The sequence below is a fragment of the Pseudomonas sp. R45(2017) genome, from assembly GCF_002112305.1.
In the GTDB taxonomy this organism is placed as follows: Bacteria; Pseudomonadota; Gammaproteobacteria; order Pseudomonadales; family Pseudomonadaceae; genus Aquipseudomonas; species Aquipseudomonas paraglycinae.
In genome coordinates this window covers 162,366-187,849 of the sequence record NZ_NEHH01000003.1, presented here as the reverse complement: position 1 = coordinate 187,849, position 25,484 = coordinate 162,366, and the positions used below count along the sequence as shown (strand labels likewise).

Below are 25,484 nucleotides of genomic sequence, written 5' to 3'. Positions count from 1 at the left end.
TCGTGAAAAATGCGCCATTCCACTGCGACAGGCTGTCGCGGACGGCCGATTTAAAGCGCTCAGGCGTTGACTCTGTAGCCACTACAGCCTTTACCGTGCCCGCCACTCAGTTTCAAAGTCCGTCAGGAAGCCCCTGCAAAAACTGCAACTTCCAGACTCACTTACTTAAATACCCATTCATTAAAAGTGGTGAAACATCATGCGAATCCTTGTCGTCGAGGACGAGCTTAAAGCTGCCGAATACTTGCATCAGGGCCTGACCGAAAGTGGTTATATCGTTGACCACGCCGTTAATGGCGCTGACGGTTTGCACCTGGCGCAACAACAGGTTTATGACCTGATCATTCTCGATGTGAACCTGCCGGAACTCGATGGCTGGAGCGTGCTGGAACAACTGCGTCGCACCCACTCCACCCGGGTGATGATGCTCACCGCACGCGGGCGGCTGGCGGACAAGATCCGCGGTCTGGATCTGGGCGCCGACGATTATCTGGTCAAGCCGTTCGAGTTCCCGGAACTGCTGGCGCGGGTACGCACGTTGATGCGGCGCAGTGAAAACATTCCGGTGCCGCAGGTGCTCAAGGTCGCCGATCTGGAACTTGATCCGGGTCGTCACCGGGCCTTTCGTGGCTCGCAGCGCATCGACCTGACCACCAAGGAGTTCGCCCTGCTGCATCTGCTGATGCGCCAGTCCGGCGAAGTGCTGACCCGCACCCAGATCATCTCGCTGGTGTGGGACATGAATTTCGACTGCGACACCAACGTGGTCGAAGTTTCGATCCGCCGCCTGCGGGCGAAAATCGACGACCCGTTCGACAGCAAACTGATCCACACCCTGCGCGGCGTCGGCTATGTGCTGGAGGCCCGGGAATGAAGCCGGCCAGCCTGTCGCTGCGGCTGGGTCTGACGGTCAGCATTCTGGGTGCATTGCTGGTGGTGTTCCTGGCCATCCTCGCGTATTTCGCCCTGACCCATGAGCTGAACGCGCTATCGCGCGACAGCCTGGAAAAGAAGATGGAACAGGTCGAGCACAGCTTGACGCTGTACGCCGACACCGGTGAGATCAGCGCCAAGCCACACATTCTGCTCGATCAGGTCATGGGGCATGACAACCTGACCCTGACCATTTACGACCTGAACAACCTGCGCACCCCGCTGCTCAAGTCCGGCTCGGGCCTGACCGATCCACGGATTGAACTGAAGGCAGTTCGGGCGACCACCGATCAGTTGACCCACACCGACAGCGCCGATGCTGAAGGCGCGAAGTTTCTCACCGTCTCCAAGCTGATTCGCCTCAAGGACGGCAGCAACGTACCGGTGCTGCTGTCGATGGATAACGCCCACGATCAGGCTCTGCTCAGCGCCTACCTGCGCTCGACGCTGATGGCCTTGCCGTTGCTGCTGGTGTTCATCGGCCTGACCGCATGGGGCGCCGTGCAGCGAGGGCTGGCCCCGCTTCGGGAGTTTCGCAAAGTGGCGGCACGAGTGACGACGCAGGATCTCGATCACCGGTTGTCGGTGCTGAACATGCCCCAGGAACTCAGCGAACTGGCGCAGGGCATCAACGTCATGCTCGATCGACTGGACAGCGGCGTGCAGCAGTTGTCGCAGTTCTCCGATGACCTGGCCCACGAACTGCGCACGCCGATCAACAACCTGATGGGCAAGGCCCAAGTGACGCTGTCGCGAGAGCGCTCGGTCGAGGAATACACCAACGTTCTGGTGTCCTGCACCGAAGAGCTGGAGCGGGTCGCGCGGATTGTTTCGGACATGCTGTTCCTGGCCCAGGCGAGCCAGCCTGCGGCACACACCTCGTTCGAGCCGATTGCGCTGGAGGAAGAGGCGTTCAAAGTGGCCGATCTGTTTTCTCTGACGGCACAGGACAAACAGATCGATCTGAAGGTCATCGGCAGCGCTCAGGTATCGGGCGACCGGCTGATGATTCAGCGAGCGATTTCCAATCTGCTGTCCAATGCCCTGCGCCACTGCCCGTCCGGCAAGACCGTTTCGCTGTTCATCGAAAAGGCGCCGAACGAGGTGTCGCTGCGGGTGAGCAATCCCGGCACAGGCATCGAAGCGCAGCACCTGCCGTATCTGTTCGACCGTTTTTACCGGGTCGACAGCAGTCGCACCCGTTCACAGGGCAGTACCGGGCTGGGGCTGGCCATCGTGCATTCGATCATGACCTTGCATCAGGGCTCCGCGCAGGTTCAAAGCCGTCCGGGGGCGATGACGGTGTTCAGTCTGGTGTTTCCTGTGATGCACCGGGAACGGCACTGAACCGTCAAGCCGATTTGTGCGGTGTTTTCTCAAACCTCATGGGAAAAATCACCGCACAAGTGCTGCATCCATCTCCGTAAATCCTTCAGTACGAATTTGCGTCGTCCCCGCGCTGAAACGTCCGACAGCGGCACACGACAGAACGCCTCAAACCGCTGACTCCTTTCGCATGGTTCGCCCGTTGCCACGCAGTGCTGCCCCCAGAAACACATCCGCCCGGCGTCAATTCACGTTTTATCAGTACGTATTTCGACACCGCTGAAACCCGCGGCTGGAAACGTCCGGACATTTTTGACCCCGCCCTCACCGCCCTTTTAGATTCGGTTCGTGCTTGCAACAGCACTCCCAAACAACAACCAAGGAGCAACATCATGGGCTACATGGGCAGCTTGAACGCAAACCCTATCGATGAACTGGAAGAGCAGGAAGCACCCTCGCCAGAGCAGATCGAAGCGCTGCAACTGACCGAGGAAGAACAGGCGGAACTCAACGCCGAGTGACAGAACCCGCGGGGGCCCTGCGCCCTCGCGGGCTTTCCAGGAAGGGAATCATGGACAAGACAACGTTGGCCGAGCGTGAGCTCACGGCCGCTCAGGCAGAACGGCGTATCCACACCGAACTTTCACGCCTGGGCCTCACACCACACACCCGCACCCTCGGCAGCAAAGTGGTTGCCGTTCAGGCCAGTCTGCATGGCAGCGACAACCGTCATGCCCGTGGCTCCGGCAAGGGCTATGCGAATCAGGCGCACCTGGGCGCGCTCTATGAAGCGCTCGAGCACTATTGGACGGATGAGCTCTGTACCTACGATGTTCACCACGAGACGGAAGGCTATTTCAAAGACACGCCGGTGTTTGCCGATGACTCGCTTCTGCACAGGCTCACTTGCCAGCAAAACGTGCGCATCACCTGCCGGACCTATGTCTGTCCGCCGTGGCATGACCGTTTTTCCTATCCGGTGGCGCTGACCTCGCCGAACGGTTCACGTTTGCCCTCGTCACCGGATATGGCGGACTACCGCGCCGTGCAGCGCTACGCCAGCAACAGCGGCACCGCGATTGGCGCCACTTACAACGAAGCGATGCTGCACGCCGCCAACGAATGCATCGAGCGCGACGCCGTGTCGTTGTTTTTGCTCAACCATTTTTACTACGAAAATCATCCACCACTGCGGCGGGTGGCGCGTCTCACTGAAAGCGACGAACTCGGTCGTCTGTGGGCCGATGCCGAACAGGAGATCGACGGCGAAATCGTGCTGGTGGATATCAGCACCGAGTTCACGACCCGGACTTTTCTGGCCCTCACCACGAAGCCGGGCGCTCACCCACAGGTATTCGGCAGTGGCAGCTCCCTCGACCCGCGCCACGCGGCGTGGCGGGCGCTCACTGAACTGGTGCAATTGCAACTCAGCGCCGCCGAACCCGAATACCGACAGACGCTGAACAACGCGCTGCGCAATCTGCAGCCCTTCCCGCGCCTGCTGCGCTGTGCGCAGTTCGATCCGCAGACGCTCCTGCATCGCTGCGTTCAACACGAAATCAGACTGCCGGATTCCGCTAAATACCTGTCGGTGGAAAACCAACTGTACTTGCTGACTCAAGACCTGCGGATTCATGGCCGTACGCTGGGGGCCGCCATCCTGCAGCGAACCGAGCTCGGCACCACCCTGCTCAACGTGGTGATCCCCGGACTGGAACGCTTCTTCGTGGTCTCCAGCGGGAACGTCGTCATTCCGCAAGCCCGAGGCCGTACGCTGGAGAGGCCAGCCGTATGAACCGACTCGATCGCACCCGGGAACTGACACTGGCCCGTTCGATGCGCCTTTACCTCAACGAGAACGGCACGGTTGGCCACTTCCTCGAACCACGAGGCAGCGGACTGCACCACGTTTTTTTCCTGCGGGTGAACGATGAGCTCTGGGTCGGCCGCAAGCTCCTGCAGCGTGACCGGCATTTCCGGTGGCAGGCCGGCAGTGCGCTCAAACCCGACATGTTGTTTGGCCCGCACCTCCACTCATTGTGGGGTGATGACGGGTTGTCGATCGGCTATCGGACGGTCTCCCCCGCAGACAAAGCGCAGTTCTTCGAGCACGCCTTGCATCAGGCTGACAGCGAGGTCCTGTTTCCCTTTCCGCTGCTGGATGAGGCGGGCCGGGAAGCGGTCTGCCCGGCAGACTTCTGGCAATGCAACGAATCACTGGCCGAACAGCTGAACACTGACGAACACCACTTGCGCGAATACTGCGCCGGGCTGCTCCAGGCCATCACTGAAAAAGGCGCGCTGATTTACGACCCGGCCTGTTCGACCGGCGCGTTCATCGCCCACCTCGCCCGCGCCCTGCCCGACTGTCTGTGCCTGGGCAGTGACCGTTCGGCCTCGATGATCGAACACGCCAGGCGCTGGCACAGCGGAACATCCATCGAATTCGACGTGCTGGAGGCGAGTGAAGCTTTCGATTCCGGGATTCGCTGCGATGTCTTGGTCCTGCGGTTCCTCAACGCCGAAGTCTTGACCCGACGGGATGCCCAGGCCGCATTCGAATCGCTGATCCGCTGCGTCAAGCCCGGCGGCACGATCCTTGTTTTCGGTCACACACCGGTGTTGATACCTGTCTCCTGGCTGGCTTCCATCCACAACCTGAAACTTGAATCCAGCGTCGCGGCACGGCCCGGGCAGGTCGAACTGTTCCAGTTCTATCGTCTGACGGTTCCGGCGCCATGAGTTTTTCCCTGCACAGCCGAGGTTATTACCCGACCGGCGACGGCCATCAACTCTATTGGGAACGGCATGGTGTTCCGGGACACGAACCGGTGTTTTTTATCCATGGTGGTCCCGGCGGGCGTATCAGCCGCCACCATTTGCAGTTCTTCGACACGGGCCGGTTCGACATCATCCTGTTTGATCAACGAGGTTGCGGACGCTCGACGCCCTACGGCGAACTTCGGGATAACACTACCGGGCAGTGTGTCGAAGACATCGATGCCCTGCGCCAGCATTTCGGCTTCGAAAAAATCAGCGTGCTGGGGGTGTCATGGGGTAGCTGGCTGGCGATCCAGTACCAACAGCGCTATCCGCAGCACCTGCTGAAAACCACGCTGGTCTCGGTATTCGTGCCGTTTGCCGACAATGTCCGGGCCTACGATCAGGCGCTCAATGACGGGTTGGCGCAATCACCTCAAATGTCGCCCGGCCAACGGGCCAGGGACATCTACCGGATCCTCGGCGAAGGCTGTCCATCGCAGCAAAACCGCGCCGCCATCGAATGGTTGAACGCTGTTCTACGTCGCACAGGGCAGACGATTTGCCCCGACACACTGGAGCGCTTCGTCGATCAGGAAGCGGTGCTCGCGATCCGCCTCGAACTGCATTACCACCTGCAAAACTATTTCTTCACACCAAAGGACGAATACCTGACCCTCGACGACAACACCCTGCTGATCCAGGGCATCCGCGACACCCATGGCATGGCCAGCGTGCGCTGGCTCAGGCAACGCATGAACATCCACTGCCGACTGCTGCATGCCGGGCACAACGCCTTTGAAAATGCGATCCTCAAAGCAGTGCGTCGGGCGGTGAAACGTGAAATCGAAGGCTAAAAAAAACGGCACCCGAAGGTGCCGTTCCGTCCCGCAAAAGCGCTTACTTGCGTGCCGCCTCCCACGACTTGAGCAGTTCGTTGTAGCTCACGGTTTCGCCTTTCGGTTTCTCGTTGGCCAGTTTCGGTTTTGGTGCGCCCGGTTGGTCGAACCAGTATTGCGCGTCGCGCTCGGGGTTCATTTTCGGTGCGCACACCGCTTGGGCCTTGGACCGTTCCAGACGGGTCATGATCGCGTCCTGATCCTTGGCCAGACCGTCGAGGGCCTGTTGCGGGGTCTTCTCGCCGCTGGCGGCCTCAGCGATGTGGCTCCACCACAGTTGCGCCAGGCGTGGGTAGTCCGGCACGTTGGTGCCGGTCGGGGTCCACTGCACACGGGCCGGGCTGCGGTAGAACTCGACCAGACCACCGAGTTTCGGTGCCAGATCGGTCATCGCTTGCGAGTTGATGTCCGACTCACGAATCGGCGTCAGGCCGACGATGGTTTTCTTCAACGAAACGGTTTTCGAGGTCACGAACTGCGCGTACAGCCAGGCCGCGAGTTTCTGTTTCTCAGGCGTGGACTTCATGAAGGTCCAGGAGCCCACGTCCTGATAACCGAGCTTCATCCCTTCTTCCCAGTACGGCCCGCGTGGTGACGGTGCCATACGCCATTTCGGCGTGCCGTCGGCGTTGACCACCGGCAGGCCCGGTTTGGTCATGTCGGCGGTGAAGGCCGTGTACCAGAAGATCTGCTGGGCGATGTTGCCCTGGGACGGCACCGGGCCGGACTCGGAGAAGGTCATGCCCGCCGCTTCCGGTGGCGCGTACTTCTTCAGCCAGTCGACGTATTTGGTGGTGGCGAACACCGCTGCCGGGCCGTTGGTGTCGCCGCCGCGGGTCACGCTGGAACCGACCGGGTGGCAATCCTCGACACGAATCCCCCACTCGTCCACCGGCAAGCCGTTGGGAATGCCCTTGTCGCCGCCACCGGCCATGGAGAACCAGGCATCGGTGAAGCGCCAGCCCAGCGACGGGTCTTTCTTGCCGTAGTCCATGTGCCCGTAAATGCGTTTGCCGTCGATTTCCTTGACGTCTTCGCTGAAGAACTTGGCGATGTCTTCATAGGCCGACCAGTTCACCGGGACGCCCAGTTCATAGCCGTACTTTTCCTTGAACTTGGCTTTCAGGTCGGCACGCTCGAACCAGTCGGCGCGGAACCAGTAAAGGTTGGCGAACTGCTGGTCGGGCAACTGATAGATCTTGCCGTCCGGCGCGGTGGTGAAGGAGATGCCGATGAAGTCCTTGATGTCGAGGGTCGGCGAGGTGAAGTTCTTGCCTTCGTTGGCCATCAGGTCGGTGATCGATTCGGTCTTGCCGTAGCGAAAGTGCGTACCGATCAGGTCCGAGTCGTTGACCCAGCCGTCGTAGATGTTCTTGTCCGACTGCATCACGGTCTGCATTTTTTCCACAACGTCGCCTTCCTGCAGCAGGTCGTGGGTCAGCTTGATGCCGGTGATTTCGCTGAAGGCCTTGGCCAGCACCTTGGATTCATATTCGTGGGTGGTCAGGGTTTCCGAGACGACCTTGATGTCCATCCCGCGAAACGGCTCGGCCGCCTTGATGAACCACTTCAGTTCTTCGAGTTGCTGCTCGGCCGTCAGGGTCGACGGCTTGAATTCGCTGCCGATCCATTTTTTTGCGGCATCTTCGTAGGCGTCGGCCCAGGCGGACGCGCTCAAACCGCTGAGTGCCAGCATGGCTGCCAATGAAATGCTATGTCGCAGCTTATTTTTCTTATCGAACATAGAGACCTCCTGTTAGGTTTTCGGAGCAAGATTGCCGAGCGATTCGACTAGCCCCAACGCATCACAGCCAACAGCCACACCAGGGACAACGCGGACGCTACCCAGATGCTCCAGTCGGTCACGCCGATTACCAGCAGATGCAGGTAGGCGCTGCCGAGAAGACCGATGAACAAGCGATCGCCACGGGTGGTGGCAATCGGCAGAAACCCTCGCCGCAAGATGCTCGGCGAGCGCAGTTCCCAGGTGGTCATGCCCACCAGGATCAAACCAATCACGATGAAAAACGCCGCCGTCGGGACGGTCCAGCTCATCCATTCCATCATCAGTTCCTCAGACCCGGCCCAGGGCAAAGCCCTTGGCCACGTGGTTGCGAACGAACCAGATCACCAGCATGCCGGGGAGGATAGTCAACACCCCCGCCGCCGCCAGTACGCCCCAGTCAATGCCGGACGCCGACACCGTGCGCGTCATCACCGCCGCGATCGGTTTGGCGTTCACCGAGGTCAGCGTGCGCGCCAGCAGCAGTTCGACCCAGGAAAACATGAAGCAGAAAAACGCCGTCACACCGATGCCGGAGCCGATCAGCGGGATGAAGATCTTCACGAAGAACTTGGGAAAACTGTAGCCGTCGATGTAGGCGGTTTCGTCGATTTCCTTCGGCACCCCGGACATGAATCCTTCAAGAATCCACACCGCCAGCGGCACGTTGAACAGGCAGTGCGCCAGCGCCACGGCGATATGGGTGTCGAACAGACCAATCGACGAATACAACTGGAAGAACGGCAGTAGAAATACCGCCGGTGGCGCCATGCGGTTGGTCAGCAGCCAGAAGAACAGGTGTTTGTCGCCAAGAAAGCGATAGCGCGAAAACGCGTAGGCCGCCGGCAGTGCCACGGTCAGAGAAATGATCGTGTTCAGACTGACGTAGTACAGCGAATTGATATAGCCGGTGTACCAGCTCGGATCGGTGAAGATCACCTTGTAGTTCGCCAGCGTGAAATCCTGTGGGAAAAGGGTCAGTCCGCCGAGGATTTCGGTGTTGCTCTTGAACGACATGTTCAGCAGCCAGTAGATCGGCACCAGCAGGAACAGGATGTAGAGCAGCAGGGGGATCAGCTTTCTTTTGCTCATGGCCGGGCCTCAGCGGTTGGCATCGTTGTGGGTCATGGCGGTGTAGAACAGCCAGGACACCAGCAGGATGATCAGGAAGTACACCAGCGAGAATGCCGCCGCCGGCCCCAGGTCGAATTGGCCTACGGCCATCTGGGTCAGGGTCTGACTCAGGAAGGTCGTCGAGTTACCCGGCCCGCCGCCGGTGAGCACGAACGGCTCCGTGTAGATCATGAAGCTGTCCATGAAGCGCAGCATCACCGCGATCAGCAGCACGCTCTTCAACTTGGGCAACTGAATATGGCGGAACACGGCCCAGGCCGAGGCCCGGTCGATGCGTGCGGCCTGGTAGTACACGTCGGGAATCGCCCGCAGCCCGGAGAAACACAACAGCGCCACCAGCGAAGTCCAGTGCCAGACGTCCATCACCAGCACGGTGACCCAGGCGTCCATGGTGTTGGCCGCGTAGTTGTAGCTGATGCCCATGGCGTTGAGGCTTGAACCGAGCAGGCCGATGTCGGCGCGGCCGAAAATCTGCCAGATGGTGCCGACCACGTTCCATGGAATCAGCAGCGGAATCGCCAGCACGATCAGCACCACCGACGACCAACGGCCCTTGGTCGGCATGGTCAGCGCAATGGCGATGCCGAGGGGGATTTCGATCAGCAACACACACGCCGAGTAGATGAACTGGCGCAGCAACGAGTCGTGCAGACGCGGATCGAGCAGCACCTGCTTGTACCAGTCGGCACCGACGAAGTAGCGGCTGGACTGGTCGAAGATGTCCTGCACCGAATAGTTGACCACGGTCATCATCGGGATCACCGCACTGAACGCCACCAGCAGGAACACCGGCAACACCAGCCACCAGGCCTTGTTGTTCTGCACCTTGTTCATGGCTGTACCTCGCTGTCGGTGGCATCCAGCAGAAACTCGTCGGCATACACCATCAGCCACTGCGCCGGAAAACTGATGTAGGCCGTGCCCTGCGGCACCGGTTTGTCCTCGGCCAGACGCACTTTCAGCGGCGCGCCGTCCAGATCCAGAGTCATGATCTTGTAGGTGCCGAGGTCTTCGACGTGTACGACCCGCGCCTGCATCGCGTCATCGAACGGCTCGTCCCACACGTGAACGAACTCGGGACGGATGCCGACCTTCAGATTTTTCCACTGACCGTGTTCGATATGGCGCTGTAAGCCGTCGGAGAGCGGCAGATGAGTCGAATTGAAACCGACCCCGCCCGGTTGCGGCTGCACTTCGATCAGGTTCATCCCCGGGCTGCCGATGAAGTAGCCGACAAAGGTGTGGCTCGGCCGCTCGAACAATTCCCGTGGCGTGCCGAACTGGACAATCTGACCGCCATACATCACCGCGATCTTGTCGGCGAAGGTCGACGCCTCCAGTTGATCGTGGGTGACGTAGACCATGGTGATGTTGAATTGCTCGTGGATCTGCTTGAGCTTGCGCCGCAGTTTCCATTTCAGGTGCGGGTCGATCACCGTCAGCGGTTCATCGAACAGGATCGCCGACACGTCATCGCGCACCAGGCCACGGCCCATGGAAACTTTCTGTTTTTCGTCGGCAGTAAGGTTGCGCGCCTTTTTGCTCAACAGGTTCTGCAGGTCGAGGACTTCGGCGATTTCCTGCACCTTGCTGTGTACTTTCGCTTCGGCCAGGCCCTGATTGCGCAAGGGAAAGGCCAGGTTGTCGAACACGGTCATGGTGTCGTAGACCACCGGGAACTGGAAAACCTGCGCGATGTTGCGCTTTTCCGGGGTCAGGTCGTTGACCGCTTTGCCGTCGAACAGCACATGACCCTGGGACGGGCTGAGCAGACCGGAAATGATGTTGAGCAAGGTCGACTTGCCGCAACCCGACGGACCGAGCAAGGCATAGGCGCCGCCCTGCTCCCAGATGTGGTCCATCTCGCGGATCGCGTAATCCTCGGGCCCGCTCGGGGTTTTGCTGTAGCTGTGGGCGAGGTGCTGCAAACGGATTTCGGCCATCAGGCAACCCTCGCGACGCGCCGGCCCGGTGCCTGCACCAGACGGCCCTGCGCATCGAACACAAACAGTTTATGAGTCGGGATATAGATGCGGATCGGCGCATCGACGTCGTATTCGTGAACCCCCGGCAAATGCAGCACCAGCAGAAAATGCTCGTTGCGCACGTGGAGGAAGGTTTCCGAACCGCTGATTTCCGCCACCTCGACGGTCACCGCCAGTTCCAGGTCGTCGTCGTTGCTCGGCACCAGCGAGATGTGGCTCGGGCGCACGCCAAAGCGGAACTCGCCCTCGCCCACCGGCCGCAGGTCGACGTTCAACGGAAAGTGCACGAAGTTGGCGAAACTCACTTCGTTGCCGGCGATGCGCCCCGGCATCAGGTTGATCGGCGGTTCGGAGAACAATTCAGCGGCCAGCACCGTTTGTGGCTGGTGATAGACCTCGGTCGAGGGGCCGCTCTGGATCACCCGGCCTTCATGAAGAATGGTGGTGGTGCCGCCCAGCGCCAGCGCTTCGTTGGGCTCGGTGGTGGCGTAGATGGCGATGGTGTGGCGCGCCTTGAACAGCTCGCGCATTTCCTGGCGCAGCTCTTCGCGCAGTTTGTAGTCGAGGTTGACCAGCGGCTCGTCGAACAGAATCAGTTCGGCATCCTTGACCAGTGCCCGGGCCATGGCCGTGCGCTGTTGCTGACCGCCGGACAGCTCCAGCGGATAGCGCTTCAGAAACTTCTCGATGCGCAGCATCTTCGCGGTTTCCTGCACCTTGCTCTGAATCTGCTCGTTGGAGATCCCGGCCTGGCGCAGCGGCGACGCGATGTTCTCGAACACCGTCATGGTCGGGTAATTGATGAACTGCTGATAGACCATCGACACGTTGCGCAGACGTACCGGGCGCTGGGTGACGTCGACGCCGTTCATCAGGATGCGGCCGCTGTCGGGCTTGTCCAGACCGGCCATCAGGCGCATCAGACTGGTTTTACCGGACAGCGTGCGCCCGAGCAAAACGTTGAAGGATCCAGGTTCGAATTTCAGGCTCGCATCGTCGATCCAGGTCTGGCCCTCGACGGTGCGGCTGACGTGCTCCAGGGTGAGTGACATGGCTCGGCCTTTTTATTATTGGAGTCAAGCGACCTGTCCTGTAGAGCGACATTCGTGCCAGAAACGGCAAGCTGTTGATTTACCGCAAAATTCGCTGGAGACCACGCAAACCGTGGTTCGTAGCTGAACACAAGTGAACAGTTGCGACTGAACAATTGAACAGTCAGGCGATTGACAATGAACAATAGTGAACAACACTCTATGGATGCTTTTTGCTCGTCGAACGAGCCATAACAAAAACAACAAAGCACCCTTCAGAGACTGCCAATCATGGCCGCACCTGCCCCGCCGCTTTCCCATGACGCCATTGTCCAGGACTCCTGGTCCCGTTGCCGCGCCTTCGGTCTCAATCATCAAAGCGCACCGGCCTTCGATCAGTTGCCCGCTGCCAGCATTGCGCAGTTGCTCGACCGCCATCATTCACTGGTGCAGACCACTCACCAGGAAGTGCTGCCGTATTACGAGAACATCCTGAGCAACTCCAACTGCCTGATCATGCTGGCCGACAATCAGGGCCAGGTGCTGACGTCCTGGGGCACCCAGCGCTTTATCGAGCCGAATCTGGCGCGCGGTTTTCAGGCCGGCGCCAGTTGGGTCGAGCGCGCCAGCGGCACCAACGCCATCGGCACGGCGCTGGCCTGCGAGCAGGCGGTGCACATTGAACACGATGAACACTTTCTCAAGGCCAATCGCTTCATGACCGGTTCCGCCGCGCCGATTTTCGATGCAGAGCGCAAGGTCATCGCCGTGCTCGATGTGTCCAGCGACAGCTATCTGCCACCGTCGCACACCCTCGGCATGGTCAAGATGATGAGCCAGACCGTGGAGAACCGGCTGATCCTCAACCTGTTCCATGGCCAGCACTTTCAACTGACCTTCAACACCGGGTTGAACAACCTCGACAGCCAGTGGGCCGGGCTGCTGATCTTTGATGAGAGCGGTCAGGTGCTATCGGCCAACCGTCGGGCCGACAATCTGCTGGGTGTGCGCTTGTCGCGGGTCAGCGTTGAAAGCCTGTTCAAGGTGTCGTTGCTGGAGTTGATCAATCAGCCGGACGGTTTGCCGTTTGCCTTGCAGACCTCCGGGCGCAATCGTTTTCAGTGTTTGTTGAAACGGCCTAAACAGGCGCCGATTCAAGCCCGGGTCTTTGCTGAAACCAGAACCGCTGAACCGAAAGTCGCCGTACCGACGGCCATCAGCCTGAGCACATTGCACTTCGGCGACAGCCGCGTGGAAAAAGCCGTGCGCCAGGCCGAACGCCTGCTGGAAAAGGACATCCCGCTGCTGATTCACGGGGAAACCGGGGTCGGCAAGGAAGTCTTCGTCAAGGCCCTGCACCAGGCCAGCTCCCGCAGCAAACAGGCGTTCATTGCCGTCAACTGCGCGGCGATCCCCGCCGAACTGGTGGAGTCCGAGCTGTTCGGCTACGAGAAAGGCGCGTTTACCGGCGCCAACCAGAAAGGCAGCATCGGACTGATCCGCAAGGCCGACAAGGGCACGCTGTTCCTCGACGAAATCGGCGACATGCCGCTACCGACTCAGGCTCGCCTGTTGCGCGTGTTGCAGGAGCGCTGCGTGCAACCGGTGGGCAGCAGCGAGCTGTTTCCGGTGGATCTGCGGATCATCTCCGCCACCAACCGTTCGCTCAGGGAACAGGTGCAACTGGGTCGTTTTCGCGAGGATCTGTACTACCGCATTGGCGGTTTGACTCTGGAATTGCCTCCGTTACGCGAGCGCAGTGACAAGCAGGCGCTGTTCAAGCGGTTGTGGGAACAGCATCGCGAGCCATCGCAGTGGGCGGGATTGAGTCGCGAGGTGCTGGACTTGTTTGAACGACACCCGTGGCCGGGCAATCTGCGTCAGGTCAGCAGCGTGATGCAGGTGGCGCTGGCGATGGCCGAGGAGCAACCGATTCGGCCCGAGCATTTGCCGGACGATTTTTTTGTCGATCTGGAGATGGAGCCGGTGGAAGTGGCCGAACCGTTGGGCATCGACCTGAACGATGCCGAGGCGTTGAACCGGGAGTTGCAGCTGGCCGGGGGCAATATTTCCCATCTGGCGCGGCGGTTGGGGGTGAGCCGCAATACGCTGTACAAGCGATTGCGGCAGATCGAAGGTTGAGTAACCCCCTTCCCCCTCACCCCAGCCCTCTCCCCCCAGGAGAGGGAGCCGACCGAGGTGTCTTGCGTTTTACATCGACCTGAAACAACCAGTCGATTATGGATTCGACGCCAATCGTTCAAGTCGGTGTACCTCTCGAACATCCCCCAATCAGTCCCCTCTCCTGGGGGAGAGGGCTAGGGTGAGGGTGAAAAGGCTGGCTCAACAGGTGCAGCCGATGCGGCCGCCAACGTCCGCAGGCCCATCAACACCACAACCATCATCATCAGACCTGCGGCTATCGCAACGCCGAACCCTGCCCGTGCGCCCCAGGCATCAATCACCAGCCCCGCCAGCATGCCGCCGAGCGCCACGCCGATGCTGATTCCGGTGGTCATCCATGTCAGGCCTTCGGTCATCCTCGCTGCCGGGATGATGATCGTCCCCAGCTTCATGACTACAACCATGGTCGGCGCAAACGAGATGCCGGCGATAAACAACATCGCGGACAGGACATAAACGTCCGGTGAGAACACCGGCAATACGCCAGTGACTGCCGTGACCAATATCCCGATAAAGAACTGTTTTTCAATCGCCAGCGAAACCCGCAACGCGCCGAAGGTCAGGCCCGCCACCAGCGAGCCGAACGCATAGGCGGCGAGAATGAAGGTGGCAGCCGATGGCCAGCCCTGGGCGTTGGCGAAGGCCACAACGGCGACATCGATCGACCCGCCAATGGCCCCCATCGCCAGCAGCGCCAGGACAATGGTGCGAACGCCGGGAATCAGCAGGGTTGAACCACTGTTTTTCCGGTTGCTGGCCACCACTTTCGGTTCGGTCTGACGCTGCATGAGAAACGCCGTCACGCCGACGGCCAGCAGCCCTACCGCCACCAGCGGCCCGGCTTCCGCGAAGAAACTCACGCTCAAACCGATCGCCAGGGGTGGGCCGATGATGTAGGCCAGTTCGGTGAGGACTGTGTCCAGCGAGAAAGCGGTGTGCAGCTGCGGCTTGCCACGAAACAGCTGCGTCCAGCGTGCGCGGATCATCGACGGCATGCTCGGCATTGTCCCCGCCAGTGCCGCCAGTACAAAAAACAACGCAGCGGGCGCCCTCAGGTGCACGGCCACAATCAGCGCCAGCAACATGACGATGCTGAACACCGTGACGACGGGCAGCACGCGACTCTGGCCATACTGATCAACCTGTTTCGAGATGCGCGGGCCGAGCAGCGCATTGGCCAGGGTAAACGTACCGGCGACTGCGCCGGCCAGCCAGTAAACGCCGGTCTGCTGCACCAGCATGGTGATGATGCCGATGCCGATCATTGCCTGGGGCAGTCGGGCAATGGAGCTCGCGAGGATCAGCCCGGTGGCGCCGGGTGTCGATACCAACTCGCGATAGTGATTAGCCATGATTCCTCCCTTCCGGATTCGCCGCTGATGAGCATCCTGCCGCGTGCGCTATCAAGACCTATGCGAATACCAAAAGCAATCGCACATTGTCTGGATCGTTCCCACGTCGAGGCGTCGAACCGTCCGCGTGGGAATGCCTCAATGGACGCTCCGCGTCCGCTTCGGCATGGGACGCGGAGCGTCCCGGGCTGCATTCCCACGCGGAGCGTGGGAACGATCAACCCAGAGTAAGCAGCAGAAAAACAAAAACCCGCACAAGGCGGGTTTTGTTTGTAGCAGGCGCAGCAATCAGTCAGCCAGACGCCAGGTCGTGCCGCCCTTGCCGTCTTCCAGCACCACGCCCATGGCGGTGAGCTGGTCGCGGATGCGGTCGGATTCGGTCCAGTCCTTGCCGGCACGTGCCGCCAGACGCGCAGCGATCAGCGCCTCGACTTCGGCTGCATCGACACGCCCTTCGGCGCCGGCCTGCAGGAAGTCATCGGCTTCGAGCTGCAACACACCCAGCACGCTGGCCAGTTCTTTCAGGCGCGCCGCCAGACCGGCCGCTGCATCGAGATCGCTCTCGCGCAGACGGTTGATCTCACGCACCATCTCGAACAGCACCGCACAGGCTTCCGGCGTGCCGAAGTCGTCGTTCATCACCTGGGTGAAACGCTCGACGAACGCTTCGCCACCCGCCGGCGCCACGTTCGGCAAGCCTTTCAACGCGTGGTAGAAACGCTCCAGTGCGCCCTTGGCGTCCTTGAGGTTGTCTTCCGAATAGTTGATCGCGCTGCGGTAGTGGCTCGACACCAGCAGGTAACGCACGACTTCCGGGTGGTACTTGTCGAGCACGTCGCGAATGGTGAAGAAGTTGTTCAAGGACTTGGACATCTTCTCGCCATTGATCCGGATCATGCCGCAATGCATCCACGCGTTGGCGTAGGTCTTGCCGGTGGCCGCTTCGCTCTGGGCGATTTCGTTTTCGTGGTGCGGGAACTCGAGATCGCTGCCGCCGCCATGAATGTCGAACGTCTCACCCAGGCAGCAGGTGGACATCACCGAGCACTCGATGTGCCAGCCCGGACGCCCTGCGCCCCACGGCGATTCCCAGCTCGGCTCGCCCGGTTTGACGCCTTTCCACAGCACGAAGTCCAGCGGATCTTCCTTCGCTTCGTCGACCTCGATCCGCGCACCGATGCGCAGGTCTTCGATCTTCTTGCGCGAGAGCTTGCCGTAGCCCATGAACTTGCCGACGCGGTAGTACACGTCGCCATTGCCCGGGGCGTAGGCGTAACCCTTGTCGATCAGGGTCTGGATCATCGCGTGCATGCCAGGGATGTGATCCGTGGCGCGCGGCTCCATGTCCGGCTTCTTGATGTTCAGGCGCGCTTCGTCTTCGTGCATCGCGGCGATCATGCGCTCGGTCAACGCTTCGAACGACTCGCCGTTCTCGTTGGCCCGGTTGATGATCTTGTCGTCGATGTCGGTGATGTTGCGCACGTAGGTCAGGTCATAACCGCTGAACCGCAACCAGCGGGTCACCAGGTCGAACGCGACCATGCTGCGGCCGTGGCCCAGGTGGCAGTAGTCGTACACGGTCATCCCGCAGACATACATGCGCACCTTGTTGCCATCCAGCGGCTTGAAGACTTCTTTGCTCTTGGTGAGCGTGTTGTAGATCGTAAGCACGGTGTTTCCTTAAGACTTGATCACTGGCCCCACGAATCGCGCAGGGTCACGGTACGGTTGAATACCGGCTGACCTGGTTTCGAGTCCTTGATATCCGCGACGAAGTAGCCTTCGCGCTCGAACTGGAAACGGTCTTCCGGCTGTGCATTGCCCAGCGAAGGCTCGGCACGACAACCGGTCAGCACTTGCAGTGAGTCAGGGTTGATGTTGTCCAGGAAACTCGCGCTGTCTTCGGCCTTCTCCGGGTTCGGAGAACGGAACAGGCGATCGTACAGACGCACTTCGCACTCGATGCTGGCAGCGGCCGGCACCCAGTGGATCACGCCCTTGACCTTGCGGCCTTCAGGGTTCTTGCCCAGGGTGTCCGGATCGTACGAGCAACGCAGCTCGACGATGTTGCCGTCGGCGTCCTTGATCGCTTCGTCGGCACGGATCACGTAGCTGCCGCGCAGACGCACTTCGCCGTTCGGCTCCAGGCGCTTGTAGCCTTTTGGCGGCTCTTCCATGAAGTCATCGCGGTCGATGTAGATTTGACGGGCGAACGGCAGCTGGCGCACGCCGAGTTCTTCTTTCTGCGGATGACGCGGCAGTTCGAGGTTCTCGACCTGATCTTCCGGGTAGTTGGTGATCACGACTTTCAACGGACGCAGCACGCACATGGCGCGCGGAGCGTTCGCGTCCAGGTCCTGACGGATGCTGAACTCGAGCATGCCGAAATCGACCACGCCGTCGGAACGGTTGGTGCCGATCATCTCGCAGAAATTGCGGATCGAGGCCGGGGTGTAGCCACGACGGCGGAAGCCCGACAGCGTGGACATGCGCGGATCGTCCCAGCCGTTGACGTGTTTCTCGTCAACCAGTTGCTTGAGCTTGCGCTTGCTGGTGATGGTGTAGTTGAGGTTCAGACGGCTGAACTCGTACTGACGCGGGTGCGCCGGCACTGGCAGTGCGTCGAGAAACCACTCGTACAGCGGACGATGGCTTTCGAACTCCAGGGTGCAGATCGAGTGGGTGATGCCTTCGATGGCGTCCGACTGACCGTGGGTGAAGTCGTAGTTCGGGTAGATGCACCACTTGTCACCGGTCTGATGGTGATGGGCGTGGCGGATGCGGTACATGATCGGGTCGCGCAGGTTCATGTTCGGCGAGGCCATGTCGATCTTGGCGCGCAGCACACGGGCACCGTCCGGGAACTCACCGGCGCGCATGCGGGCGAACCAGTCCAGGTTCTCTTCCACCGAACGGTCGCGGAACGGGCTGTTCTTGCCAGGCTCGGTCAGGCTGCCGCGGTATTCCTTGGCTTGCTCGGGCGTCAGGTCGTCGACGTAGGCCTTGCCGGCCTTGATCAGCTCGACGGCCCAGTCGTGCAACTGGTCGAAGTATTGCGAGGCGTAGCGCACTTCGCCGGACCATTCGAAGCCCAGCCATTTGACGTCGCTTTCGATCGCGTCGATGTATTCCTGGTCTTCCTTGGCCGGGTTGGTGTCGTCGAAACGCAGGTGAGTGACGCCGCCGAACTCCTGGGCCAGGCCGAAGTTCACACAGATCGACTTGGCGTGGCCGATGTGCAGGTAGCCGTTGGGCTCAGGCGGGAAACGGGTGACGATCTGCGTGTGCTTGCCCGAGTCCAGGTCTGCCTGGATGATCGGCCGCAGGAAATTGACCGGCACGGCAGGGCCGGACTTGGCATTCGAGGTAGGGTCGACAGTGGGCTTGCTCATAGGATCCTTGACTTACATGTGCGCGGCCGCAGAGGGGGCCAGACAAAACAAAGCCGCTATCATAGCCGATGCTGTCAAGGGGCTGACAGAGCAGGCCCTATAAAGGAGTGCATTTAATCGCAGGGATTTGGAAAAACAGCCTCGAAATTCGCGCCTGTCACGCTAAACTGCGCACCTTGGCCCTCACGGGCTGAACCGGTAAAGGGCGCAAATGTCCCAATACCCACGAATTCCTTATAAAGAGTAGCGATCATGACTCAAGTAAAACTGACCACCAACTTCGGTGATATCGTCATCGAACTGAACGCTGAAAAAGCCCCGATCACCGTGGCCAACTTCATCGAGTACGTGAAAAAGGGTCACTACGAGAACGTCGTGTTCCACCGCGTCATCAAAGGTTTCATGATCCAGGGCGGCGGTTTCGAGCCAGGCATGAAAGAAAAGAAAGACAAGAGCCCGAGCATCCAGAACGAAGCCGACAACGGCCTGAAGAACGAGAAGTACACCCTGGCCATGGCTCGCACCATGGATCCGCATTCGGCCTCGGCTCAGTTCTTCATCAACGCCACCGACAACAGCTTCCTGAATCACACCTCCAAGACTGCTCAGGGCTGGGGTTATGCCGTGTTCGGTAAAGTGGTTGCGGGCACCGACGTTGTCGACAAGATCGAAGGCGTTTCCACCACGTCCAAGGCAGGCCACCAGGACGTACCAGCAGACGACGTGATCATCGAGAAAGCCGAGATCATCGAAGCGTGATATTGCTGATTTCAGACTTGCATCTGGAAGAGGAGCGCCCGGACATTACCCGGGCGTTTCTGGATTTGCTCGCCGGACGCGCCCGCTCGGCGAGTGCGTTGTACATTCTGGGCGACTTCTTCGAAGCGTGGATTGGCGACGACGCCATGACCCCCTTCCAGCGTTCCATCTGCCAGGCCCTGCGCGAACTCAGCGACAGCGGCACGGCCATTTTTCTGATGCACGGCAATCGCGACTTCATGCTCGGCAAGGCCTTCTGCAAGCAGGCCGGCTGCACGCTGTTGAAGGACCCGAGTGTCGTGCAGTTTTACGGCGAACCGGTGCTGCTGATGCACGGCGACAGCCTGTGCACCCGCGACGAAGCCTATATGAAGCTGCGCCGCTACCTGCGCAACCCGCTGAGCCTGTTCATCCTGCGCCACCTGCCCTTGCGCACCCGACACAAGCTGGCGCGCAAGTTGCGCAGCGAAAGCCGGGCGCAGACGCGGATGAAGGCCAATGACATCGTCGATGTCACGCCGGAGGAAATTCCGCGGATCATGCAGGAATACGGGGTGAAAACCCTGGTTCACGGGCACACCCATCGCCCGGCGATCCACAAGTTGCAGATCGGCGATCAGGCGGCGAAGCGGATTGTGCTGGGGGATTGGGATCGTCAGGGTTGGGCGTTACAGGTGGATGAGAACGGGTTTGCGTTAGCGCCGTTTGATTTTGCGCCACCGTTGGCATTGCCGCACGGCTGAAGATCGCTACCCCCTCACCCCAGCCCTCTCCCCCAAGGGGGCGAGGGGGAAAGGGAGCCGATATTCGTAGTTTTCAGAATCTGAGCTCGACTCTGTTTCGCAAGTCTGCACTTCAAGGCCTGAGTTCAACTCGGACTTTCAGGTCGGTGTAACCCGAACATCCACCTCGGTCAGTCCCCTCTCCCTCCGGGAGAGGGTTAGGGTGAGGGAAAGCTCTTGATCTTAGTGCCCGGAAGCCGCCGGCCCTGCCTTGGCTGCGAATGGCGGCTTGGCCAGCCACACAATCAGAATCAACCCCATGAACCCCCAGCCCAGCAGCGTGAAGTAATCCACTGTGGAGAGCATGTACGCCTGACTGGTGAGGATCTGATCCATCTGCGCATAGGCCGATTGGCTCGCACCACCCAGCGAATGCAAAGTCTCGCGAGTCGCCGGCTCATAAGTGCTGATGCTTTCGCTCATATACGCATGATGCTGATCCGCCCGGCGAATCCAGATCCAGGTGGTCAACGACGCCGCAAAGCTGCCGCCCAGTGTCCGCAGGAACGTCGCCAGACCAGCGCCATCGGCAATCTGGCTCGGCGGCAAGTCCGACATCAGAATGCTCAAGGTCGGCATGAAGAACAGCGCCACACCAATCCCCATGAACAACTGCACCAGCGCGATGTGCTGGAAGTCCACCTCGTTGGTGAACTCGGCACGCATGAAGCAGCTCAGGCCGATCGCCAGGAACGCCAACCCGGCCAGCAGACGCAGGTCGAACTTGTGCGCGTACTTGCCGACAAACGGCGACAGCAGCACCGGCAGAATGCCGATCGGTGCCACCGCCAGACCGGCCCAGGTCGCGGTGTAGCCCATCTGGGTCTGCAACCACTGCGGCAGGATCAGGTTGATGCCGAAGAACCCGGCGTAACCCAGCACCAGCACCAGCGTGCCGATGCGGAAGTTGCGATAGGCAAACAGCCGCAGGTTGACCACCGGATGCTGGTCGGTCATTTCCCAGATCACGAACACCGCCAGCGCGATCACCGAAATTGCCGCGCCGATAATGATGAAGTTCGACTCGAACCAGTCCAGGTCATTGCCCTTGTCGAGGATCACCTGCAACGCGCCCACGCCGATGATCAGCGTGATCAGCCCGACGTAATCCATCGGCTGGCGGCTCGTGACGACCGGGCGTTTGGCCAGCTGCTGGCGCACCACCATCACCGCGAAGATCCCGATCGGCACGTTGATGAAGAAGATCCACGGCCAGCTGTAACTGTCAGTGATCCAGCCGCCGAGGATCGGCCCGGCAATCGGCGCCACCACCGTGACCATCGCCAGCAACGCCAGGGCCATGCCTCGCCTCGCCGGCGGATACACCGCAATCAGCAGTGTCTGGGTCATCGGGTACAACGGCCCGGCCACCAGGCCTTGCAACACGCGAAAGCCGATCAGTTCCGGCATAGACGTGGAAATACCGCAGAGGAACGAAGCCAGCACAAACAGGATGGTCGCCCACAGAAACAGCTTCACCTCGCCGAAGCGACGGCTCAGCCAGCCGGTGAGCGGCAGCGCGATGGCGTTGCTCACGGCGAACGAAGTGATGACCCAGGTGCCCTGCTCCGAACTCACGCCGAGGTTGCCGGAAATGGTCGGCAACGCCACGTTGGCGATCGTGGTGTCGAGCACCTGCATGAAAGTCGCCAGCGACAGGCCGATGGTGCTGAGCAACAGGCTGGGCGGCGTGAAAGAGGCGTTATTGCTCATCGCGAATCCTATGAAGCCGGGTTGGCGCCGTGTCTGTTACGGACACAGCTGCCCTTTGTGGGAGCAAGCTCGCTCCCACAGGGGGAAAGAGGTCAGCGTTGCGCAGTCTTGCTGACCGCCGCGCTGTTGTCGTGGATCAACTGGGTGATCATCGCGTCGGCTTCGGCCAGTTGGCGGTCGTAGACGTTGGTGCTGAACGAGGCCTTTTGCGGCGGCTGCTGGGCCAGTACCGGACCGCTCTGGTCGTGCAGGTTGACCTCGACATTGGTCGACAGACCGACGCGCAGCGGGTGCTTGGCCAGTTCTTCGGCGTTGACGTGAATCCGTACCGGCACACGCTGCACGATCTTGATCCAGTTACCGGTGGCGTTCTGCGCCGGCAACAGGGCGAACGCGCTGCCGGTGCCTGCGCCGAGGCTGTCGACGGTGCCGCTGAACTTGACGTCGCTGCCGTAGATGTCCGACTCGATCTCCACCGGTTGGCCGATGCGCATGTCACGCAGCTGGGTTTCCTTGAAGTTGGCGTCGATCCACAGCTGATCCAGCGGAATCACCGCCATCAGCGCGGTGCCCGGCTGCACACGCTGGCCAAGTTGCACGGTGCGCTTGGCGACATAACCGGTGACCGGCGCGATCAAGGTGCTGCGTGCGTTGGTCAGGTAGGCCTGACGCAGTTGCGCGGCGGCGGCCATCACGTCCGGGTGCGACGAGACCACAGTGTCATCGACCAGCGCGCTGGTGGTTTTCAGCTGCTGTTTGGCGTTGGCCAGGGCGTTCTGCGCCGAGGTCAGGTCATCGCGGGCGTGGGACAGTTCTTCCTGGGAAATCGCCCCGCCGGCCGCGAGGTTTTTCCGCCGGTTGAAGTTGTCCTGGGCTTTCTGCACTTCGGCCTGTTGCGCGTTGACCTGGGCCTTCATGCCGTCGACGTTGCTGTACAGGCCGCGGACCTGACGCACGGTGCGGGCCAGATTGGCCTTGGCACTTTGCAGGCCGACTTCGGCGTCGTTCGGGTCGAAGTTGATCAGCACCTGGCCTTCATGCACCAGATCGCCATCGTCGGCACCGATGCTGACCACGGTGCCGGTCACCAGCGGGGTGATTTCCACCACGTTGCCGTTGACGTAGGCGTCGTCGGTGCTTTCGCTCCAGCGCCCGATGAATTCGTGATACGCCCAGACACCGGCACCGGCGAGGGCAACCACAACGGCCAGCACCAGCAGCATCACTTTGCGTTTGCGCGGATTGCCAGTGTCCTGGGCGTTGTCTTGAGCTTGTGTGTTTTCGGCAGTGGCCATGACAAGTACCTTGAATTAGTTGTGCGGCGTGGCTGGGGTGGCGTTGGCTGCGGTCAGGGTTTGCCCCTGGAAGCCGCCGCCCAGCGCTTGCATCAGTTGAATCGACAGGTCGATCTGCTCGGCATTCAGGTTGGCCAGCTGACGCTGGGCCTGCAGCAATTGCTGCTCGATGCTGAGCACGTCCAGGTAGTTGCCGATGCCGGAACCGTAACGCTGGACGACGGTGTTGTAAGAGTCCTGGGCAATCTCGGTCGCGTGCTGCTGAGCGCCGATCTGCCGGCCGATGTCGCGCAACTGGTTGATCGTGTCGCTGACATCGCCCAGGGCTTTCACCAGGCTTTTGTTGTACTGCGCCACGGCGAGGTCGTAATCGGCGTCGCGGGCATCGAGGTTGGCGCGCAGGCGTCCGCCATCGAAGATCGGCACCGAAATCGTCGGGGCAATGTTGAAGAAGCGACTGGCGGAACCGAACATCGCGTCCCCCAACAAGGATTCGGCACCAGCGGAAGCCGACAGGTTCAGGTTGGGATAGAAGCGGGTCTTGGCCGAGTCGATGTCCTTGCTCGCCGCCTCGACACGCCAGCGCGCGGCGACCAGATCAGGGCGACGGCCCAGCAGTTCGGCCGGCAGCACCGAGGGCAGTGCGACAGCGCTGGCTTGCAGGACTTTCGGTCGAGCGATTTCGTTGCCGCGATCCGGGCCTTTGCCGAGCAATACCGCCAGGGCGATTTTTGCGCTGTTCAGGCGTTTCTCAGCGTCGATCAGACTGGCTTCGGAGCTGGCTTCCAGACTTTGGGTCTGCTGGAACTGGTACTGGCTGTCGATCCCCGAGCTCAAACGACGCTGGCTCAGGTCGAGCATCTGCTTGGTGCGCTTCAAATCTTCGTTGGCCAGGTCATAAACGATGTGCGCCTGACCCAGATCGCTGTAGGCCCGGGCCACATCGGCAGCCAGGGTCAGTTGCGCGGCCTGACGGTCGACTTCGGCGGCGCGGGCCTGACCGAGTGCAGCTTCCCAGGCATCACGCTGACCGCCCCACAGGTCGAAGTTGTAATTGAAGCCGGCGCTGATGTCGCGCACGGTGGAGTAAGCCCCACCCTGCCCCAACGGATCCTGATCCCGGGCCAGACGCGAACGGCTGATGCCGGCGCTGGCGTCGAGGGTCGGATAACGCTCGGCATCGGCGGCATACGTGGCGGCGCTGGCCTGATGGGCGCGGGCGTCGGCGATCTGCATGTCCGGGCTGTCTTTCAGGGCTTCGCGGATCAGACCGTCGAGCTGCGGATCGCCGAGGCTGGTCCACCAGTCGCTCTTCGGCCACGCGGCCTGGGAAAGGGTCACGCCGTTGAGCGATTGCCCGGTCTGCAGGGTTTTCGCATCGAGGCTGGTACCCTGGGTATCGAGGCCACTGTAGTTGGCGCAACCGGCGAGGATCATCGCCGACAGCACCAGTGTCAGGCTGCTGCGCAAGGTTTTACCGCTCATTGTGTTCACCTAACCGCTGGATGGTGATCGGGTCACCGGCTGCCAGCAAAATTTTCTTGAGGATGTATTCCAGGGTTTTCAACTCGTCCGGGGTCACGGCGCCGGCCAGTTCATTCATGGCGTCGGCGCCGATGTGCGGCAGGCGATCGGCCAGTTGCTGGCCCTGCTCGGTGAGCTTGAGTTGCACCTGACGGCGATCGCCTTCGCTGCGTTGGCGAACCAGGAAACCTTTCTGCTCCAGACGATCGAGCATGCGGGTCATCGAACCGCTGTCCAGCGACAGATGCCGGCACAGCTCGGCCGGGGTGTCGACGCCGAACTGGGCCATGATGATCAACACCTTGAACTGCGCGGCGGTGATGCCGTGGGGTTCCATGTGGGTGTCGATGATCTTGTCCTTGAGCAAGGCCGCACGGCCGAGCAACAGGCCGAGATGGCAATGCTTGAATTCGTCGGGGGTGAAATGCTTCATGTGCTCACCTAATAACTGCCTAGGCAGTGAATGTATGTCGAGATGTTACTGCCTAGGCAGCGAATGTCAACGTAATAGTTAGGTTGCTTTGTAATTAGTTGACCAGTGGACTGGGTTTTTCTGTCGTCCGTGCAGACGCCATCGCGAGCGGGCTCGCTCCCACAGGGGATCTCACGCACACACGGATCAATGTGGGAGC

Annotated in this window: 22 protein-coding genes; 9 read left to right on the top strand and 13 right to left on the bottom strand. The window is 60.7% G+C overall.

What is annotated here, in order from left to right; translation table 11 throughout:
* Window positions 1-199 precede the first annotated feature (199 nt).
* The 6 genes from CAF74_RS07985 to CAF74_RS07965 all read left to right on the top strand — a co-directional run bounded on the left by CAF74_RS07985 (window position 200) and on the right by CAF74_RS07965 (window position 5,876).
* The gene (locus CAF74_RS07985; RefSeq protein ID WP_085745970.1) at window positions 200-874 is read left to right on the top strand and encodes a heavy metal response regulator transcription factor; all 675 of its coding nucleotides are present in this window, start codon (window positions 200-202) and stop codon (window positions 872-874) included.
* Window positions 871-2,280, top strand: a complete 1,410-nt coding sequence (locus tag CAF74_RS07980; protein WP_085745969.1) for a heavy metal sensor histidine kinase — start codon at window positions 871-873, stop codon at window positions 2,278-2,280. The genes CAF74_RS07985 and CAF74_RS07980 overlap by 4 nt, the downstream gene beginning before the upstream one ends.
* Window positions 2,281-2,651: 371 nt before the next feature.
* Window positions 2,652-2,780: a hypothetical protein gene (locus tag CAF74_RS29380; protein ID WP_007951477.1), complete on the top strand. Its 129-nt coding sequence runs from the start codon at window positions 2,652-2,654 to the stop codon at window positions 2,778-2,780.
* Window positions 2,781-2,830: 50 nt separating this feature from the next.
* Window positions 2,831-4,054, top strand: a complete 1,224-nt coding sequence (locus CAF74_RS07975; RefSeq protein ID WP_085745968.1) for a YcaO-like family protein — start codon at window positions 2,831-2,833, stop codon at window positions 4,052-4,054.
* On the top strand, window positions 4,051-5,001 hold the full coding sequence (locus tag CAF74_RS07970; RefSeq protein WP_085745967.1) for a trans-aconitate 2-methyltransferase: 951 nt from the start codon (window positions 4,051-4,053) through the stop codon (window positions 4,999-5,001). Before CAF74_RS07975 ends, CAF74_RS07970 begins: the two co-directional genes overlap by 4 nt.
* On the top strand, window positions 4,998-5,876 hold the full coding sequence (locus CAF74_RS07965) for an alpha/beta fold hydrolase (RefSeq protein WP_085745966.1): 879 nt from the start codon (window positions 4,998-5,000) through the stop codon (window positions 5,874-5,876). The genes CAF74_RS07970 and CAF74_RS07965 overlap by 4 nt, the downstream gene beginning before the upstream one ends.
* A 43-nt stretch (window positions 5,877-5,919) precedes the next feature.
* Here the strand turns inward: CAF74_RS07965 and CAF74_RS07960 are convergent, their stop codons facing one another.
* Genes CAF74_RS07960 through CAF74_RS07935 form a run of 6 tightly spaced genes read right to left on the bottom strand, consistent with a single transcriptional unit; the run spans window position 5,920 to window position 11,872 of the window.
* The gene (locus tag CAF74_RS07960) at window positions 5,920-7,662 is read right to left on the bottom strand and encodes an ABC transporter substrate-binding protein (protein WP_007951484.1); all 1,743 of its coding nucleotides are present in this window, start codon (window positions 7,660-7,662) and stop codon (window positions 5,920-5,922) included.
* 47 nt (window positions 7,663-7,709) lie between these two features.
* A complete protein-coding gene (locus CAF74_RS07955; RefSeq protein WP_039767461.1) occupies window positions 7,710-7,982 on the bottom strand; it encodes a DUF2160 domain-containing protein in 273 nt (90 codons plus the stop codon).
* A gap of 10 nt (window positions 7,983-7,992) precedes the next feature.
* A complete protein-coding gene (locus CAF74_RS07950; protein ID WP_007951486.1) occupies window positions 7,993-8,793 on the bottom strand; it encodes a carbohydrate ABC transporter permease in 801 nt (266 codons plus the stop codon).
* Between the two features lie 9 nt (window positions 8,794-8,802).
* On the bottom strand, window positions 8,803-9,669 hold the full coding sequence (locus tag CAF74_RS07945; RefSeq protein WP_007951487.1) for a carbohydrate ABC transporter permease: 867 nt from the start codon (window positions 9,667-9,669) through the stop codon (window positions 8,803-8,805).
* Window positions 9,666-10,778 (bottom strand): ABC transporter ATP-binding protein, encoded by a 1,113-nt coding sequence (locus CAF74_RS07940; protein ID WP_085745965.1) that lies wholly within the window; start codon window positions 10,776-10,778, stop codon window positions 9,666-9,668. Before CAF74_RS07940 ends, CAF74_RS07945 begins: the two co-directional genes overlap by 4 nt.
* Window positions 10,778-11,872, bottom strand: a complete 1,095-nt coding sequence (locus CAF74_RS07935; protein WP_007951489.1) for an ABC transporter ATP-binding protein — start codon at window positions 11,870-11,872, stop codon at window positions 10,778-10,780. The genes CAF74_RS07940 and CAF74_RS07935 overlap by 1 nt, the downstream gene beginning before the upstream one ends.
* A gap of 270 nt (window positions 11,873-12,142) precedes the next feature.
* Between CAF74_RS07935 and CAF74_RS07930 the strand changes: the two genes are divergently transcribed.
* Window positions 12,143-13,993, top strand: coding sequence for a sigma-54-dependent Fis family transcriptional regulator (locus tag CAF74_RS07930; protein ID WP_085745964.1), 1,851 nt, complete (start codon window positions 12,143-12,145; stop codon window positions 13,991-13,993).
* Between the two features lie 176 nt (window positions 13,994-14,169).
* Here CAF74_RS07930 and CAF74_RS07925 read toward each other — a convergent pair whose 3' ends face one another.
* The 3 genes from CAF74_RS07925 to CAF74_RS07915 form a co-directional block, all read right to left on the bottom strand.
* A complete protein-coding gene (locus tag CAF74_RS07925; protein WP_085745963.1) occupies window positions 14,170-15,387 on the bottom strand; it encodes an MFS transporter in 1,218 nt (405 codons plus the stop codon).
* A 288-nt stretch (window positions 15,388-15,675) separates the two neighbouring features.
* Complete coding sequence (gene cysS, locus CAF74_RS07920) at window positions 15,676-17,058, bottom strand: cysteine--tRNA ligase (RefSeq protein WP_085745962.1); 1,383 nt, start codon at window positions 17,056-17,058, stop codon at window positions 15,676-15,678.
* 20 nt (window positions 17,059-17,078) lie between these two features.
* Window positions 17,079-18,779 (bottom strand): glutamine--tRNA ligase/YqeY domain fusion protein, encoded by a 1,701-nt coding sequence (locus CAF74_RS07915; protein ID WP_085745961.1) that lies wholly within the window; start codon window positions 18,777-18,779, stop codon window positions 17,079-17,081.
* A gap of 252 nt (window positions 18,780-19,031) precedes the next feature.
* On the opposite strand from CAF74_RS07915, the gene CAF74_RS07910 reads away from it, so the two are divergent.
* Window positions 19,032-19,538 carry a peptidylprolyl isomerase gene (locus CAF74_RS07910; protein WP_007951494.1) on the top strand — a complete coding sequence of 169 codons (507 nt, stop codon included), beginning with the start codon at window positions 19,032-19,034 and terminating at the stop codon, window positions 19,536-19,538.
* Window positions 19,535-20,281 carry a UDP-2,3-diacylglucosamine diphosphatase gene (gene lpxH, locus CAF74_RS07905; protein WP_085745960.1) on the top strand — a complete coding sequence of 249 codons (747 nt, stop codon included), beginning with the start codon at window positions 19,535-19,537 and terminating at the stop codon, window positions 20,279-20,281. Before CAF74_RS07910 ends, lpxH begins: the two co-directional genes overlap by 4 nt.
* Before the next feature lie 222 nt (window positions 20,282-20,503).
* On the opposite strand, the gene CAF74_RS07900 is transcribed toward lpxH, so the two are convergent.
* From CAF74_RS07900 to CAF74_RS07885, 4 genes are all read right to left on the bottom strand, one after another.
* Window positions 20,504-22,033 (bottom strand): DHA2 family efflux MFS transporter permease subunit, encoded by a 1,530-nt coding sequence (locus tag CAF74_RS07900; RefSeq protein ID WP_085745959.1) that lies wholly within the window; start codon window positions 22,031-22,033, stop codon window positions 20,504-20,506.
* 92 nt (window positions 22,034-22,125) lie between these two features.
* On the bottom strand, window positions 22,126-23,328 hold the full coding sequence (locus CAF74_RS07895) for an efflux RND transporter periplasmic adaptor subunit (RefSeq protein ID WP_085745958.1): 1,203 nt from the start codon (window positions 23,326-23,328) through the stop codon (window positions 22,126-22,128).
* 15 nt (window positions 23,329-23,343) lie between these two features.
* Window positions 23,344-24,813, bottom strand: coding sequence for an efflux transporter outer membrane subunit (locus CAF74_RS07890; protein WP_085745957.1), 1,470 nt, complete (start codon window positions 24,811-24,813; stop codon window positions 23,344-23,346).
* Window positions 24,803-25,285 carry a MarR family winged helix-turn-helix transcriptional regulator gene (locus tag CAF74_RS07885; RefSeq protein WP_085608360.1) on the bottom strand — a complete coding sequence of 161 codons (483 nt, stop codon included), beginning with the start codon at window positions 25,283-25,285 and terminating at the stop codon, window positions 24,803-24,805. Before CAF74_RS07885 ends, CAF74_RS07890 begins: the two co-directional genes overlap by 11 nt.
* Window positions 25,286-25,484: the final 199 nt, after the last annotated feature.

Bases quoted from the DNA above. Each gene is read 5' to 3' on its own strand.
- CAF74_RS07985 (WP_085745970.1), top strand. From the start codon at position 200: ATGCGAATCCTTGTCGTCGAGGACGAGCTTAAAGCTGCCGAATACTTG.
- CAF74_RS07980 (WP_085745969.1), top strand. From the start codon at position 871: ATGAAGCCGGCCAGCCTGTCGCTGCGGCTGGGTCTGACGGTCAGCATT.
- CAF74_RS29380 (WP_007951477.1), top strand. From the start codon at position 2,652: ATGGGCTACATGGGCAGCTTGAACGCAAACCCTATCGATGAACTGGAA.
- CAF74_RS07975 (WP_085745968.1), top strand. From the start codon at position 2,831: ATGGACAAGACAACGTTGGCCGAGCGTGAGCTCACGGCCGCTCAGGCA.
- CAF74_RS07970 (WP_085745967.1), top strand. From the start codon at position 4,051: ATGAACCGACTCGATCGCACCCGGGAACTGACACTGGCCCGTTCGATG.
- CAF74_RS07965 (WP_085745966.1), top strand. From the start codon at position 4,998: ATGAGTTTTTCCCTGCACAGCCGAGGTTATTACCCGACCGGCGACGGC.
- CAF74_RS07960 (WP_007951484.1), bottom strand. From the start codon at position 7,662: ATGTTCGATAAGAAAAATAAGCTGCGACATAGCATTTCATTGGCAGCC.
- CAF74_RS07955 (WP_039767461.1), bottom strand. From the start codon at position 7,982: ATGGAATGGATGAGCTGGACCGTCCCGACGGCGGCGTTTTTCATCGTG.
- CAF74_RS07950 (WP_007951486.1), bottom strand. From the start codon at position 8,793: ATGAGCAAAAGAAAGCTGATCCCCCTGCTGCTCTACATCCTGTTCCTG.
- CAF74_RS07945 (WP_007951487.1), bottom strand. From the start codon at position 9,669: ATGAACAAGGTGCAGAACAACAAGGCCTGGTGGCTGGTGTTGCCGGTG.
- CAF74_RS07940 (WP_085745965.1), bottom strand. From the start codon at position 10,778: ATGGCCGAAATCCGTTTGCAGCACCTCGCCCACAGCTACAGCAAAACC.
- CAF74_RS07935 (WP_007951489.1), bottom strand. From the start codon at position 11,872: ATGTCACTCACCCTGGAGCACGTCAGCCGCACCGTCGAGGGCCAGACC.
- CAF74_RS07930 (WP_085745964.1), top strand. From the start codon at position 12,143: ATGGCCGCACCTGCCCCGCCGCTTTCCCATGACGCCATTGTCCAGGAC.
- CAF74_RS07925 (WP_085745963.1), bottom strand. From the start codon at position 15,387: ATGGCTAATCACTATCGCGAGTTGGTATCGACACCCGGCGCCACCGGG.
- CAF74_RS07915 (WP_085745961.1), bottom strand. From the start codon at position 18,779: ATGAGCAAGCCCACTGTCGACCCTACCTCGAATGCCAAGTCCGGCCCT.
- CAF74_RS07910 (WP_007951494.1), top strand. From the start codon at position 19,032: ATGACTCAAGTAAAACTGACCACCAACTTCGGTGATATCGTCATCGAA.
- CAF74_RS07900 (WP_085745959.1), bottom strand. From the start codon at position 22,033: ATGAGCAATAACGCCTCTTTCACGCCGCCCAGCCTGTTGCTCAGCACC.
- CAF74_RS07895 (WP_085745958.1), bottom strand. From the start codon at position 23,328: ATGGCCACTGCCGAAAACACACAAGCTCAAGACAACGCCCAGGACACT.
- CAF74_RS07890 (WP_085745957.1), bottom strand. From the start codon at position 24,813: ATGAGCGGTAAAACCTTGCGCAGCAGCCTGACACTGGTGCTGTCGGCG.
- CAF74_RS07885 (WP_085608360.1), bottom strand. From the start codon at position 25,285: ATGAAGCATTTCACCCCCGACGAATTCAAGCATTGCCATCTCGGCCTG.